This window comes from Kitasatospora cystarginea (assembly GCF_039533515.1).
Taxonomy (GTDB): Bacteria; Actinomycetota; Actinomycetes; order Streptomycetales; family Streptomycetaceae; genus Kitasatospora; species Kitasatospora cystarginea.
In genome coordinates, this window is sequence record NZ_BAAATR010000028.1 from 45,720 (window position 1) to 59,936 (window position 14,217).

Here is a 14,217-nt window from a genome sequence, read left to right on the forward strand (position 1 = left end):
AGTCTGTTGACCAGCCGTCTGCCGATCGATAGTGCGGCCACCACTTTTCTTGGTACGGCCTGCACCACCCTCGCCCCTGCACCCAGGTACAGGGGCGTCCAGGGACCTGGATCCGAGAAGCACTGCAGAACGACCGCCCGACCGGGCTGCGGCATCCGCACCAGGTCGGGGACGCCGCAGCCGCTACTCCTCCACGGGCTCCATAGCCCTGACGATCTCGACGGCCTGGGAGATCTGGTCATCGGTCAGGTCGCCGCGGGCCGTCAGGCGCAGGCGGGAGATGCCGTCCGGGACCGACGGGGGACGGAAGCAGCCCACGGCGAGTCCGGCGGTGCGGCAGTCGGCGGCCCATTGGACGGCGGCCTCCGGCCCCGGGGCGCGGACCGAGACCACGGCGGCGTCCGGTGTACTCGCCCGCAGACCGGCGGCGGTGAGGCGGTCCGCCAGGGTCCGGGCGACTTCGCGGGCACGGTCGGCGCGCTGCGGTTCGGCACGCAGCAGGCGCAGAGCGCCGAGCGCGGCACCGACCGCGGCGGGGGCGAGACCGGTGTCGAAGATGAAGGTGCGGGCGGTCTCGGTGAGGTGTCTGATCACCCGCCGGGGTCCGAGCACGGCGCCGCCCTGGGAGCCGAGCGACTTGGAGAGGGTGACCGTGGCGACCACGTCGGGCTGGCCCGAGAGCCCGGCCGCGGCCGGCGCGCCGGTGCCGCCGGGACCGAGTACGCCGAACCCGTGCGCGTCGTCCAACAGCAGCGCGGCCCCGTGCGCGCGGGCGGCGGAGGCCAGACCGGCGAGCGGGGCTGCGTTGCCGTCCACCGAGAAGACGGTGTCGCTGACCACCAGAGCCCGGCGGTGGGTTCGGGTGGCGAGCGCCTCGGCCACGGCTGCCGGGTCGCTGTGCGGGGCACGGTGGACGTCGCTGCGGGAGAGGCGGCAGCCGTCGATCAGGGAGGCGTGGTTGTACGCGTCGGAGACGATCAGCGTGTCGGGGTCGGTGAGCGCGGTGAGGGCCGCGAGGTTGGCCGCGTACCCGGAGGAGAAGACCAGCGCCGCCTCGAAGCCGCAGAACTCGGCCAGTTCCCGCTCCAGTTCGGTGTGCAGCTCGGTGGTACCCGTGACCAGCCGGGAGCCGGTCGAGCCGCCGCCCCAGCGCATCACGGCATCGGCGGCGGCCCGGGTGACGGCCGGGTGGTGGACGAGTCCGAGGTAGTCGTTGTTCGCCAGGTCCAGTACGGGGTCCTCGGCCGGCCGGCTGCGCAGGGTGCGGGTCAGCCCGGCTCTGGCCCGGAGCTCGGCCGCCTCGTCGAGCCAGTCGAAGACGGCTGCGGGGGTGAGGACCTGCTGCTCGGGAACTGAGGACGTGACCATGGCCCGCACTCTGTCATCCCCGGTGGCGGGCGGGCAACGTGCGTCGCAGCACACATGCGGACCCGGCGACGCACACACGCGGACCCGGCGACGCACACCCGCAGGCCCGGCCGCGAGCGCGCGCGGCCCCGCGCGGCGTACCCACCCCCCACACGGCCCGCAAGGCCACGGCGAAGGCAGAGTGCCGTACCGCACCGGCGCCGGATGCGCAGCTGCAAGCAAAACCGTGCCAGGATGCACGGCCGGGGCGTACGCACCAGGTACACCCCCGGCGCGTGCACCCCGAATCTCACGCCCCGCACGTCCCCTAAACGCCTCCCGCACCCTCAGCGCCAGGCCGAACGCACTACGTCGAACGCGCCGTACCGGACGCGCCGTACCGGACGACTGCCCCGTGGCCGGGCACCGGTGCTCGGCGCCGGACGTCCGACGCCGAGCACCAGAAGCATCAGAGGAACCGGGAGCTGGGCACCGGACCGGGGAAGCGGGAGCGGTCACGCGGTCCGTCCAGCCAGTGCTCCCGAACAGCGGTGGCGAAGGCCACCAGGACCTCGTCCGAGTCCTCCGGAGACTCACCGTCCCCCGCGTCCGGGGTCGGGTCAGCGGCGCAGATCTCCGCCGCGATCTCCTCGGCGGGCAGGTGACAGAGCTCGCGGGCCCGCCCTTGGATCACTGGGGCGCAGCAGTACGGTCTCGAAGGTGTCGGCCGGACGCCTCTTGTCCCAACCTCACGACCACACACTTCACGACGACGCGTACGACAACCATCGACCCGGCGGCGTGCGCCCGCCACGGCCGCGCGCTTCACAGCCGCGCGCCTCATGCTCTGGGGCGGTAGGCGCCCTTCCTGCTCACGTCGCACATGCGCCCGATCATTCCCGAAGCCGGACCCCAGCCACAACCGAAATACCGCTTCCCGCCGTCGAAAGCCCACCCCCGCCCGCGAATGACACGCCCGACCTCTCACCTCCGCGCGCCGGACGCTCTAGACTCCCGCTCCACCGAAAGGGGAGATCTTGCGAGCGGAGATCCGTTGAACGCGGAGCTGCCCCCGGCGGCGCGGCTGACCGTGCGGGACGTACTGCGGCTGGAGTTGGTGACGCAGTGGGCCGCCGAGGTGGTGGCCTGTCCGGATCGGCTTGAGCGGCCGGTGCGCTGGCTGCACGTGGCGGAGGCGCCGGATGTGGCGGTGATGCTGGCCGGGGGCGAGATGGTGCTGACCACCGGTCTGCTGCTGGCCGGTGACGAGCGTGCGCAGGTGGAGTACGTCGAGTCGATGCGGCGGGCCGACGCGGCAGCGGTGGTACTCGGTCTCGGTCGGGCGTTCCGCACGACTCCCGAGGTGATGCGGCGAGCCGCCGAGCGGTGCGGGATACCGCTGATCGTGCTGCACCGGCCGGCGCCGTTCACCCGGCTGACCGAGGAGGTGCACGCGCGGCTGGTGCACGGCCGGTTCGCGGCACTGGACCTGTCCGAGCGGATGCGCAGCTCGTTGACCGCGCTCAATCTCTCCGGGGTCCCGCTGCAGCGGTTGCTGGACGAGATCGCGGGTTACAGCGGTGGCCCCGTGGTGGTGGCGAACCTCGCGCACCGGGTGCTTGCGACGGCGGGTGAACGGGGCGCGCTGGACGACCTGTTGCGCGACTGGGAACGGGTCTCACGCCAGATCGCCGGCCTTCTCGCACCCGCGCCCCCGGACCGCCCCCCGGAGGCCGGCCGGAGTCACCGGCCTCGTCCCGCCCCGGAAACCCCCGACGTGCCGGAGGCCGGCGGCCCGGTCACAGTCGGGCCGGACGGCTGGGTGGTCGCCCGTCTGGAGGCGCGCGGCCGGCAGTGGGGTCAACTGGCGCTGTTCGGCCACCCGGGACCGGCCGAGGCCGGCCGGATGCTGGCGCGGCGGGCGGCCGAGGCACTGGCGGTGCACCGGCTGCTCTCCGACCGTCCCGGTGCCGCCGGGGACGGACGGGCGCACTGTTGGGAGGACCAGGCGGCCGAGGCGCTGCTGACCGACCTGGCCTCGGGGACCGCCCGCCTTGAGCAACTACTGCCCCGCGTCCGGGCGGCCGGGCTTCCGGTCGATCGGCGGCGGTTCGTCCCGGTGGTGTTCCGGCCGCGCCGGGCCGGTGGCTCGGCGGCGGTGCACGAGTCGGTCGAGCACGCGCTCGCGGACGGCCGGCCCGCCGCGTACGCGAACCGGCGGACCGACGGCCGCCGGGCTCCCGAGCGGGTACCGGCCGGTCTCGCGGCCCGGATCGGCCCGGATGCGACAGCGGTGCTGCTGAGTGTTCCCGACGGGCAGGACGTCGATGCCGAGGTGTCCCGCTTCGCCGAACGGGTCCACGACCGGCTCGGCGCACTGGGCGCGGAGGCCGCCGCGGGTGCCGGGTTCACCTGCCCCGTCCTGGACGAGGTGCGCCGCTCCTTCCTGGAGGCGGTACACGTGGCGGACGCCGCACTGGCCGCTCCCCCGGCCGGCCCGGTGGCCCGGCTGCGGGACGTACGGCTGCGCGGACTGGTCCGCCTGCTGCGTGACGAGCCGGAGCTGCAGGCCTTCATCGAACGGGAGTTGGGCCCGCTCCTCGGTCGCCCCGAGCTGCTGGACGTGCTGCGCGGCTACCTCCGCACCGGCCGGAACAAGTCAGTGACCGCCCAGGAGCACCACATCAGCAGGCCCGCTCTGTACCGCCGACTGCGGAACATCGAGCTGCTGCTCGGTACGGACCTGGACGATCTGGAGAAGTTCACGTCCCTGTACGTCGCGTTGCTGGCACACGATGCCCAGCAGCAGAGCGGGAGTTGAGCGGCCCGTACCCGTCGGCACGCCCACGGGTTCGGCGCCGACTCCCGGGCGACGGGCCATCGCGGCCGGGCCTCAGGCGTCCCCGTCCAGGAGGTGCTGCTGGATCTCGCGGAACGTCCACTTGCCCGAGGTGCGGGTGAGCACCCAGACCAGGTCGAAGCGGTCCGGCCAGGTCCCCGGAGCGCCGGAGTGCTCGGCGCCGAGTCCCTTGACGATGTGCGGGATCCGGGAGTGCTCCCAACAGATCAGGACGGGCGAGGAGATGCCCAGGACGGCCTTGGCCAGGTCGGCTTCCTGGGACTCGGCGTAGCTGAGGTCCAGTTGCAGACCGAGTGCCTTGGCCAGCGGGGTGACGGTCTGCCGCATCCGGTGCGCCCCGGCCTTGGGACCCTGGTCGGTCGCGGCGAAGATCCTGGTCGGACGGGCCAGGCCCGGCTTGAGCGGCTGGCCCTGTGGCGGGTCGAAGAGCTGCGGCAGGGCCTTGGCGCGGGCCCAGCCGCGCTCGGTGAGGGAGTGGCTGTCCTGGTGGCCGTTCTCGTCGATCCCGGGCTGGCTGCCGTCGGGCTTCTCACCGTGTCTGATGATCATCACGAACACGTCACCGTCATCGCCACCGGACGGCGCGGCCGCCGCCGATGCCATTCCTGACGCGCCCTTGCCGGACGAACTCGCGCCGGACGAGGCCTTTCCGTCCTTGCCACTGTGCGAGGAGCAGCCCGCCAGCAGCAGCGGGACGGCGGCGACCAGTCCGCCGAGCATCCCACGCCGTCCCAATGAACCGGTCGTGCGTTCCGACCGTCCGGCGCCCCACGTCGCCACCGTCGATACCTCGGTCATGCCGGCCTCTCCTCAGCCTCCAGTGTCCGTACGGACGATAGCGCCCGACTCGTACCCCGAAGCGAAGGGTCCGCCTGCTGAGCCGCACCGCGTCGAGCCGGACGGCTTCGATCGGCGTCAGCGGGCTGCGGTTCAGAGCGATGTGAATCGACATCAGCCCGCTGCACGTACATTCCGACCCGGGGTCGGGCTGTCAAGGTCGGGGCCGGTGTCGTTCTCACGACAGGCGGGTGACGCGGTGCCATGATGCACGGATGAGTCGCAAGACGGGTGCGGGTGTGCAGGCGCGGGTCGGCGCGCTCCTCGAAGGACTCGTGGAGTCGGGCGCGGAAAGCGGTCTCCAGGTAGCGGCCCATCTGGACGGCGAGCTGATCGTCGACGCCTGCGCGGACGCGGCCGTGAACGGAACGGACCGGATGCTCCTCGGCAGGTGCGCCAAGGGGCTCGGCTACTTCCTCGGGCTGCCCGAAATGGCCGGTGAGCTCGCGGCGTTCGGCCACCACGGCAGCGGCGGCAGCATCGCCTTCGCCGACCGCGAGCGCGGCCCCGCCTTCGCCCTCACCCGCACCCGCACCCGCCTGGTCGGCGGCGCGGCGAACACCACGGCGCGACTGCTCGCCGACGGGATCCGGTCCCAGCTGCCGTAGCAGGCCGCACCCCGACCGGACAATCTGCCGTATGGTGCCGAAACCCGGTCCGCCAGGCCGGAGTCCACCGGAGTGCGGAATGCTCTGCCACCGTACGGCGAACGGGTTTGAGTCTCCCGTAAGGGGAGACGCGAAGGTGGGGGCATGGACGGCGACACGCTCTACTCGATCGGTGACCTGGCCCGGCGGACCGGGCTGACGGTCAAGACCATCAGGTTCTACTCCGATCGCGGGCTGGTGGCACCGACGGACCGCAGCCCGGCCGGCTACCGCCTCTACGGCATCGACGCCGTCGAACGCCTGGACCTCGTACGGACCCTGCGCGACCTGGGGATGGACCTCGCCACGGTTCGGAGGGTCGTGGACCGTGAGCTCTCGCTCCCCGAGGTCGCCGCGGCGCATGCCGAGGCGCTGGCGGTGCAGATCCGCGCCCTGCACCTGCGGCGCGCGGTGCTGATGACGGTGGCCCGGCGCGGGTCCGACCCCGAGGAGATGGAACTCATGCACAAGCTGGCCAGACTCTCCGAGGGCGGACGCCGGCGTCTGGTCGGCGAGTTCCTCGACGCCGCGTTCGGTGCGCTGGCCGACGACCCGCGCTTCGCGGCAGTCACCCGCTCGTTGACCGCGGAGCTGCCCGACAACGCCGAGGCGGAACAGGTGCAGGCCTGGGTGGAGTTGGCCGAGCTGTCCCAAGATCCCCGGTTCCGCGCCGGTGTGCGGCGCGCGGCCGAGGACCTGGCGGCCGAGCAGGCCACCCGGCCGGACGGCGTGCCCGTGCGCCGGGACCTCGCCGCGACCGTCCGGGATCTGGTCGCCCCGGCCCTGGCCGCCGAAGTCGCGCCGGAGTCGCCCCGGGCCGACCCGATCGTCGAAGCACTCACGACCCACTACACGCGGGCCTTCGGCCGCCTCGACGGCTCGGCGCCCCACCCGCGGCTGTTGGAGTGGCTGGAGAACGCGAACGACCCCCGCCGGGAGAAGTACCTGCGGCTGCTCGCGGTGGTCAACGGCTGGCCCGCCCCGCAGAGCCCGGCGCCGGAGTTCGACTGGGCGACCCGGGCCCTGCGCGCGCGACTGCCGTGACCGCGAGCGGCCGACGCCCGACCTCAGCCGACGGCACCAAGGCCAGCGGCGACACCGGCGCTGCCGACCGTGCCGGAGAGCCGCGCCGCCACCGCCGCCGGGCTCGGCATCGCCGAGATCTCGGAGCTGACCTCGCGCGCGGTCCGGGCCAGAGCGTCGTCGGTGAGCAGCCGGTCCAGCAGCGCCGGCCCGATCTCCTCGGCGCCGGCGCTCAGCCCGGCTCCCCGCTCGCGCACCGCGTCCGCGTTGATGAAGCGGTCGGACCCGTCGGGCAGCGCGAGCTGCGGGATGCCCGCGTCCAGCGCGGCGAGCGCGGTACCGCTGCCGCCGTGGTGGATCGCGGCCGCGCAGGTGTCCAGCAGCGCCCGCCACGGCACCCACCCGTACGAGCGGACGTTGTCGGGCAGCGTGCCGAGTGTGCTGAGGTCGAGCTCGCCGGTCGCCAGCACGAAGTCCGCGTCGACCTCGGCGGCCGCAGCGATCACCCGCTCGATCCTGGTCAGGCCGTCGGTCTTGGGCGGTACGGTGCCCAGTGTCACCGCCACGCGCGGGCGGTGGGCGGGCGCGGCCAGGCGCTCGGGCAGCACCCCTTCCCCGTTGTAGGCGACGGGCCGCATCGAGCAGCCGTACCGCTCTCCCCCGGCCATGCTCGGCGGTGCCAGGTCGATGGTGTCCACCGGCTCGGGCAGCCGGTCGACTCCGTGCCGGGCGAAGGTCTCCGCCATCTCCGCGAGCATCAAAGCGCGTAGCCTGGGCGTGCGGACGAACCCCAGGTCGTGCTGGACCGCGGGCACGCCCAGGCTGGTCGCCGCGAGCAGGGCCACCGGGAACAGGTACTCGTACACCACCAGGTCCGGGCGCCACCGCGCGGCGAGTTCGACGGTGGCGTCGGCCACCGCGCTGTTGACGTGGGCGGCCAGCGGGACGAACGCCTCGCGGTCGGCCGCATTGGTCTCGACCACCTGCCGCATCAGGTCGGGCCGCCGGGTGCGGCCGGCCTCCCGGATCTCCTTGCGCCAGTCCACCCCCCGAGCGAGGGGCAGGTACGGCAGCCCGGACGCGGCGACCGGCTCGCCGCCGTCCATCGAGGCCACCGCGACCTCGTGGCCCAGCTCGCGCATCGCTCTGGCCAACGGGACCAGCGGGAAGAGATGGCCGACGCCGGGTGCGCCGGCGAACAGTACACGCATGAAAGAACCTCGGTAATCGACGGGCGGGATCAGCCGGCGGCCCGCTGCAGGGCAGCTTCCAGACCGTTCAGCACGGCGTTGCAGTCGCGGTGCAGGGTGGCGGCGTCGACCGCGCTCAGCAGGTAGACCCCGAGCCAGTTGCGCGACCCCGCGGAGGGGTCGAACGCGGGTACCCGCTGTCCCGCCGGCATGGCGAGGGCGGGTACGGCCTCGATGGTGCTGCCCGGTGAGAGCAGGCTCTGCCAGTCCACCGCCTGCGGGTTCCAGACCGGCCTGGTCCGCCAGGGCACTCCGGCCGCGTCGGCGGGGACGACGGCCACCGACGCGGCGGCCCGGACCCCGTCGGTCAGCATGGCCCCGGGGAACTCGACCCGCTCGCCCAGCAGCTGCCGGACCAGCATGCCGATCGGGTCGAGCCCGAACACCTCGTGGACCTGCCTGGTCGTCAGCAGGCCGCCGAACCGGGCCGCGGTCTCGATGACCACCAGCTCGCCGTTCTTCATCAGCTTGAGCTCGGTGTGGGTACCGCAGTTCTCCAGCCCGAGCGCGTCGACGGCCTGCCGCGAGACCTCCTCGATCCGGCGCTGCAGCGGCACCGGCATGACGGAGGGCGAGGTGCTGGCCACCTCGACGAAGGACGGCACGGTCGGCAGTTTGGCGGTGATGGCCAGCGGCCGGTAGACGCCGTCCGCGACGATTCCCTCCACGCTCACGTAGTCGCCGTAGCCGGGCTCCCGGTACCAGCCCTCGGTGGAGCCCTCGGCGATCTCCTCGACCAGCCGGTCCCGGTCGGTGTCCGCGGCGTAGAGCTCGTTCATGCCGACCCGGCTGCCGGCCTGGAGTCCACGCTCGATCTCGGTCCACGCCGGGGCGGCGTCCGCGGCCGAGGCCAGCACGATCTGGGCGACCGACCCGGCGCCCCAGGCCGGCTTGAGCAGCAGCGGCGGTGTGAGCTCGGCCAGCGCGGCGTCCAGGTCCGCGAGGCCGTCGACCCGGCGGAACCGGGGTATCGGCACCCCGGCGGCGGCCCACGCCTCCCGCATCAGCCGCTTGTCCCTGGCACGGATGATCCCCTCGCCGGCACCGGCCAGGCCGAGGCGGCTCGCGGCGTGCGCGACGGCCAGCACCGCGAACTCCGAGAGCGTCAGCACCGCGTCGGCTCCGATCGCCTTCGCGTACTCGACGATCAGCTCGACCAGTTCGTCGCCGCGCGGCGCCTCGGACAGCAGCTCGATGCTGGTACAGCTGGGCCGCCACACCTCCTCCGCGGTCGTGGGCAGCGGCGCCAGCGCGAGTACGTGCAGCTCCCCGCAGGCGGCGATGCGAGGGAAGGCGTACTCAAGCGGTGCTCCGCCCTTGACGTAGACGTACAGAATCCTGTTCAACGTACTTCCTCCTGACGGAAGTTCACTCGGCCCGGGTCATCCGCCGGTGCGGAAGGGGCGCAGCTGCAGCAGGCTGACCCGGTCGTCCTCGATCGCCCACTCGATGTCGACCGGGGCGGCGTAGCTCTCGTCGGGCGAGAAGTGCGACTGCAGCAGCCGGCTGATCAGGGCCAGTCGGCACAGGAGATCCTTGGTCGCGGCGTCCAGGTCGGCGGTGGCGGAGCCCAGCGAGACCGTGCGGCTGCCGCCCTCCATGGTGTTGCACAGGTACTGGAGCGGCGCGCCCTGACCGGAGACCACCTCGGTCACCGAGTGCGGCGAGATGTTGAGGTAGACGTTGCGGAAGTCCTGCGGGCTCAGTGGGTTGCAGGTGACCAGGACGCCGCCGGTGGTGGCACCGACCTGCTCCTGGACGATCACGCCCATGCGGCAGTGGTCCAGGTGGATGCCCGCCTGGTGCCGCAGCAGCACGGCGCGTGGCGAGAGCAGCGAGGCCCAGACCTCCCGCACCGCGTCGAGGACCGCGTCCGTGCCGGTGCGGTCTGCCACCGACTCGTAGAGTCCGGCGGCGGAGAAGCCGGGCAGGTCCTCGGCGTTGGACGAGCTACGGACGACCTGGACGGTCACGCCGTACAGGTGCCGGTCGATCGCCCGGTCGATCTCGGTCCGGATCGGGTCGGGCAGCGGGGTGGTGCGGATCAGCCGCTGCGCTTCGAGGCAGAGTTCCTCGATCCGCGAAGCCCCCTTCGCAAGTGCGGAGTTGATCCGGTCGACGGCGACCTGGAGCTCCGCCGAGGAGTCGAGGAAGCGCTGCTGGAGCGAGAACGGCAGCACGATCCCGCGCGGCACCTGGGCGTGCTCCTTCACCAAGCGCTGTGTGGCCGCGGTCAGCTCGGCGTCGCCCGCGGTCTCCGGGACGCCGAGCTGCCGGGCCAGGTAGCGCAGCAGGTTGTCCCGGGGCGGCCGGGGGACGCGGTAGAACCCGAGCCAGCGCGGTGAGCCGTGCTGCAGCAGATGGGTGAGCTCACCGAGGTTGGCCGCCTTGGTGCCGAACCGGACGCGGTCACCCGCGCGCAGTTCGGACAGCGGGGTGATCGGGGTGGGCGCGAGGTCGGGCCGGTCCACGGTGATGCGTTCGGTCGGCGGCGTCGGCCGAACGCCGTCGCGGCGCGGCTGCGCGGCTTCGAGGAGGAGGTCGGCGCCGTCGGCGTCGACCCGGTAGTGGACCCATCGGCCGGCCAGCACGGCGCGGTCGATCCGGTCGACGGCTCCGATGCCGACGGCGTTGGGGATCCGCCACCCGGCGGCCATCACGTTGATGTGGGAGAGCGGGGTGGTGTGCTCGGTGTGGATGATGCCGGACACCCGGGGGATGTCCTCGGGAACCTTGGGCATCACCACGATGTCGTGCCACTCCAGCGGCTCGGGGTCGGCCCGGTACTCCTCCTCGGAGCGGAACACCCGCAGCCGCCCGTGGGCCGTCCCGGGGTTCAGCGGCACGAAGGAGGCCGTGGAGTAGAGCTCGTGGGACAGGACGCGCGGTATCTCGGTCTCCGGGATCCGAGCGACGTAGCCCTCCTGCCGGTGGTTGGCCGGCTTGAGGACCAGCGGCAGCGACGGGTCGACGTGGTCGCGCACCCGGTGGTAGAAGAGCCGCAGCATGTCCTGGGACATGGTGTCGACGTCGACGGTCTCCAACGACAGGAAGGCGTCCGCCGCCTGGCCGCTCTCCGGGCCCTGCCGGGTGTGCAGGGCGAGGGTACCGAGATAGAAGCGGCGGTCGGGATTCCGGTAGACGTCGTCGTTGAACGAATCGAGCCTGCCGGCCAACTCGTCGATCGACATGCCGAGTATCTCGCACGCGATGTAGCGGACGTGGAGGGTGCCGTCCGCACTGTCGATGAAGTGGAGCACCGACTCGGCGCGGTCGAGCACGATTTTCACATAGGGATAGCCCCCGACGTTGCCGGCGAGCTGGGAAAACTCCTGGATGGTGAGCTTTTTGCCTGGGAGGCGAGGCCGCGTGGTCGCTTCGTTGCGATCCGAACGGGGAATGCGCACAGTTCAGCCATTCGTCATCGTGTACACGATCAGTGTGCACCAGGTCAGAAGGGTGGTACGGCTACACACATATTGCCATCACATCTGGACTTCTGACGAATGGTCACATGACATCCGGTCACTATGGATTGATTCGGCCATAAAGATCCCGCCCAATGAAACTGCACCGGCGGGTCAAGCTGTGGCAAAGGTCACAACAAGTAGGCACTCGGCCGGCCGGACAATCGAAGATTTCCGGAATGTTGATTCCTGCACGATCTCCAGCCCGGAGCCCGGTGCACCCCACGGCCGTCATCCAGCTGCATGTCATGTCCAGTGCCACAAAGGTCGTCACAGATCTACTCCGAGCGTGCTCCTGCCGGTACTGTGCTCGCCACCAACATCCCGTCGGGGAGGGGTCGTCCATGGCGATCGCACGCAGATCGGTGCTCAAGGGCTCGTCGGCGGCGGGCGCCGCCCTGGTGGTGGGCGGGTCCACGGAGGCCTCCGCCGCCGAACCGGCCGCCCCGCCGGGCCCGTTACTCCAATCCCGCCCGCACCGGCTCGGGGCGCCGAGCGTGAACGGACTCCACCTGCAGTTCGGCACCGACCCCGCCACCCAGATGACCGTCTCCTGGATCACCCCGCAGTCGGTCCGCCAGCCGCAGGTCCGGCTCGGCTCGCCCGACGGCGGCTTCGGCCGGACCGTCGCCGCCGAGACCAGGACGTACCGCGACGCCGCCACCAGGGAAGAGGTGTACGTCCACCACGCCCGCCTCACCGGGCTCCGCCCGGCGACCACCTACCTGTACACCGCCGGGCACGACGGCACCGCTCCGGAGACCGGATCGTTCACCACCGCCCCGCGCGGCCGCGCCGCCTTCACCTTCACCAGCTTCGGCGACCAGGCCACCGCCAACCTCCGCAGGACGGTCGACCTCCCACCCGGCGTCCCCTCGCCCACCGGGGGCTATCCCCTCTACACCAGCAGCCAGGTGGGCTCGGCCGCCTCCGCGGACATCGTGGCGGCGGTGGAACGGGTCGGCCCGCTCTTCAACCTGGTCAACGGCGACCTCTGCTACGCGGCCGCCAGCCCCCGCTTCGGCCAGAGCCGCACCGCGACCTGGGCCGACTGGTTCATCAGCAACAGCCGCTCCGCCCGGCTGCGCCCCTGGATGCCCTGCGCCGGCAACCACGAGAACGAGCAGGGCAACGGCCCGATCGGCGCCTCGGGCTACCAGACCTACTTCGAACTCCCCCACTCCGCCGCCTCCTTCGACCAGGAGACCCGGGGCATGTGGTACGCCTTCACGGTCGGCGCGGTCCGCTTCATCTCGCTCGCCAACGACGACGTCGCCATCCAGGACGCCGGTGACAGCTATGTGCACGGCTACTCCGGCGGAGCCCAACGGGACTGGCTCGAAGCCGAGTTGGGGTCAACGCGGGCGGACCGGTCGATCGACTGGATCGTGGTCTGCATGCACCAGCCGATGATCTCGAGCACCAAGTCCGGCAGCGGGAGCGACCTGGGCGTGCGCAGCTCCTGGGGCCCGCTCTTCGACCGCTACGGCGTCGACCTCGTCGTCAGCGGCCACGAACACCACTACGAGCGCTCGCACCCCGTGCGCGGCGCCCTCCCCAACGAGACGCGGACCCCGATCCCGGTGTCGACCCGGACCGACGTGATCGACACCGGCCGAGGCACCGTCCACATGGTCATCGGTGCCGGCGGCAACTTCGCCACCTCCCAGAACGACCTCTTCGACAAGCCGTACGGCCGGGTCATCGTCTCGCTCGGCGACCAGGTGGGCAACTACCTGGCGGGCCACCGGGATCCGGTCTGGGTCACCGAGGACGCCCCCTGGGCCTCGGTCCAGGACCGCCGGCACACCCACGGCTTCGCCGCGTTCGACGTCGACCCCGGCGACCGCCGGAGCGGCCGCACCCGGATGCGGGTCACCTACTACACCTTCGACGGCCCGCACGGCGACCTGACCCCGGTGGACGCCTTCACCCTGGAACGGCCGCGCTCCGACGCCCGCGCCTGAATCCCGACGGCGACCCGGGGTGCCGCGGGGGACCGAGCCCGACGACCCGGACCGGCGGTCCGGGCCGGGCCGTTGCGCTCGCGCTCTTTCGAGCGACCGTCAGATGATGCGCTCCAGGAAGTGATTGGCGACCAGCCAGCCCACGTTGAAGTCCCGTCCGGGCGGGGCCCCGGGGACGAGGCTCGAGTCCAGCTGGTACTGGGTGCCGAGTCCCGGCTGGGCGAACCAGGGCGCGACGGGTCCGGTGAAGACCTTGAACGGCTTGAGCACCCGGTAGTCGTGGTAGTTGCAGCCGGCCGCCGGGTCGCCGACCAGGTTCTGCGGCGGAATGGCCCGCTGCGCGTACGGCGTCCCCTCGGGGGCGAGGAATTGGCCGCGCTCACTGCCGAAGCGGTCGATGTCCTGGTCCTCCTGCAGGGTCACCTCGCTCTTCTGCGGCGTGCCGTCCGGATTGAGGACGTATCCGTCCTGCTTCGGGAAGATGAAGCCGCCGTCGCGCCAGTAGAGGTCCAGGAACCGCTCGGAGCCCAGGTCATCGGTGGGACGGTAGCCGGTGACCTCCTTGCCCACCAGGCCGAGGACGGGCAGGCGCAGCGGGCCGAGCCGCGGGTCCCCGTCGAGGAGCTCGGTCGAGCACTCGGTCAGCGACTTGTCGAATGCGGCTTGGCCGGGGCCATGCCCCCCGCCGTGATCGGCGCGGAACGTCTGCGCCTCGGCGGCGGCCGGCAGTGAACCGGCGAACAGGACCGCGGCGGCGGCCAGGGTCGTAAGGATGCGAGGAACCTTCACACTGCTCCCTCGAACGGGCCGGTGCGCCCC

The 14,217-nt window shown here is 72.2% G+C and carries 11 protein-coding genes; 4 read left to right on the forward strand and 7 right to left on the reverse strand.

The genetic code is table 11. The annotated features are described in order from the left end of the window. Window positions 1-183: 183 nt before the first annotated feature. Together ABD369_RS26690 and ABD369_RS26695 are read right to left on the reverse strand one after the other, a co-directional pair. Entirely contained in the window at window positions 184-1,368 is a 1,185-nt protein-coding gene (locus ABD369_RS26690) for an 8-amino-7-oxononanoate synthase (protein WP_344639095.1), read from the reverse strand. A 448-nt stretch (window positions 1,369-1,816) separates the two neighbouring features. Beyond that, complete coding sequence (locus ABD369_RS26695) at window positions 1,817-2,041, reverse strand: hypothetical protein (protein WP_344639096.1); 225 nt, start codon at window positions 2,039-2,041, stop codon at window positions 1,817-1,819. Window positions 2,042-2,401: 360 nt separating this feature from the next. Here ABD369_RS26695 and ABD369_RS26700 point away from each other — a divergent pair, with 360 nt between their 5' ends. Next, window positions 2,402-4,168 carry a PucR family transcriptional regulator gene (locus tag ABD369_RS26700; RefSeq protein ID WP_344639097.1) on the forward strand — a complete coding sequence of 589 codons (1,767 nt, stop codon included), beginning with the start codon at window positions 2,402-2,404 and terminating at the stop codon, window positions 4,166-4,168. 72 nt (window positions 4,169-4,240) lie between these two features. On the opposite strand, the gene ABD369_RS26705 is transcribed toward ABD369_RS26700, so the two are convergent. Next, window positions 4,241-5,005: a histidine phosphatase family protein gene (locus ABD369_RS26705; protein ID WP_344639098.1), complete on the reverse strand. Its 765-nt coding sequence runs from the start codon at window positions 5,003-5,005 to the stop codon at window positions 4,241-4,243. 254 nt (window positions 5,006-5,259) lie between these two features. On the opposite strand from ABD369_RS26705, the gene ABD369_RS26710 reads away from it, so the two are divergent. Both ABD369_RS26710 and ABD369_RS26715 read left to right on the forward strand, forming a co-directional pair. Next, complete coding sequence (locus ABD369_RS26710; RefSeq protein ID WP_344639099.1) at window positions 5,260-5,652, forward strand: hypothetical protein; 393 nt, start codon at window positions 5,260-5,262, stop codon at window positions 5,650-5,652. Between the two features lie 144 nt (window positions 5,653-5,796). Further along, window positions 5,797-6,735, forward strand: a complete 939-nt coding sequence (locus ABD369_RS26715) for a MerR family transcriptional regulator (RefSeq protein WP_344639100.1) — start codon at window positions 5,797-5,799, stop codon at window positions 6,733-6,735. Between the two features lie 23 nt (window positions 6,736-6,758). Here the strand turns inward: ABD369_RS26715 and ABD369_RS26720 are convergent, their stop codons facing one another. Genes ABD369_RS26720 through ABD369_RS26730 form a run of 3 tightly spaced genes read right to left on the reverse strand, consistent with a single transcriptional unit; the run spans window position 6,759 to window position 11,254 of the window. Beyond that, the gene (locus ABD369_RS26720; protein ID WP_344639101.1) at window positions 6,759-7,925 is read right to left on the reverse strand and encodes a nucleotide disphospho-sugar-binding domain-containing protein; all 1,167 of its coding nucleotides are present in this window, start codon (window positions 7,923-7,925) and stop codon (window positions 6,759-6,761) included. A gap of 29 nt (window positions 7,926-7,954) precedes the next feature. Continuing rightward, window positions 7,955-9,310 (reverse strand): ATP-grasp domain-containing protein, encoded by a 1,356-nt coding sequence (locus ABD369_RS26725; RefSeq protein WP_344639102.1) that lies wholly within the window; start codon window positions 9,308-9,310, stop codon window positions 7,955-7,957. Between the two features lie 36 nt (window positions 9,311-9,346). After that, complete coding sequence (locus tag ABD369_RS26730) at window positions 9,347-11,254, reverse strand: PEP/pyruvate-binding domain-containing protein (protein ID WP_344639103.1); 1,908 nt, start codon at window positions 11,252-11,254, stop codon at window positions 9,347-9,349. Between the two features lie 521 nt (window positions 11,255-11,775). On the opposite strand from ABD369_RS26730, the gene ABD369_RS26735 reads away from it, so the two are divergent. Then, window positions 11,776-13,398: a purple acid phosphatase family protein gene (locus tag ABD369_RS26735; protein ID WP_344639104.1), complete on the forward strand. Its 1,623-nt coding sequence runs from the start codon at window positions 11,776-11,778 to the stop codon at window positions 13,396-13,398. A 99-nt stretch (window positions 13,399-13,497) separates the two neighbouring features. On the opposite strand, the gene ABD369_RS26740 is transcribed toward ABD369_RS26735, so the two are convergent. Continuing rightward, a complete protein-coding gene (locus ABD369_RS26740) occupies window positions 13,498-14,187 on the reverse strand; it encodes a TNT domain-containing protein (protein ID WP_344639105.1) in 690 nt (229 codons plus the stop codon). Window positions 14,188-14,217: the final 30 nt, after the last annotated feature.

Bases quoted from the DNA above. Each gene is read 5' to 3' on its own strand.
- ABD369_RS26690 (WP_344639095.1), bottom strand. From the start codon at position 1,368: ATGGTCACGTCCTCAGTTCCCGAGCAGCAGGTCCTCACCCCCGCAGCC.
- ABD369_RS26705 (WP_344639098.1), bottom strand. From the start codon at position 5,005: ATGACCGAGGTATCGACGGTGGCGACGTGGGGCGCCGGACGGTCGGAA.
- ABD369_RS26710 (WP_344639099.1), top strand. From the start codon at position 5,260: ATGAGTCGCAAGACGGGTGCGGGTGTGCAGGCGCGGGTCGGCGCGCTC.
- ABD369_RS26715 (WP_344639100.1), top strand. From the start codon at position 5,797: ATGGACGGCGACACGCTCTACTCGATCGGTGACCTGGCCCGGCGGACC.
- ABD369_RS26720 (WP_344639101.1), bottom strand. From the start codon at position 7,925: ATGCGTGTACTGTTCGCCGGCGCACCCGGCGTCGGCCATCTCTTCCCG.
- ABD369_RS26735 (WP_344639104.1), top strand. From the start codon at position 11,776: ATGGCGATCGCACGCAGATCGGTGCTCAAGGGCTCGTCGGCGGCGGGC.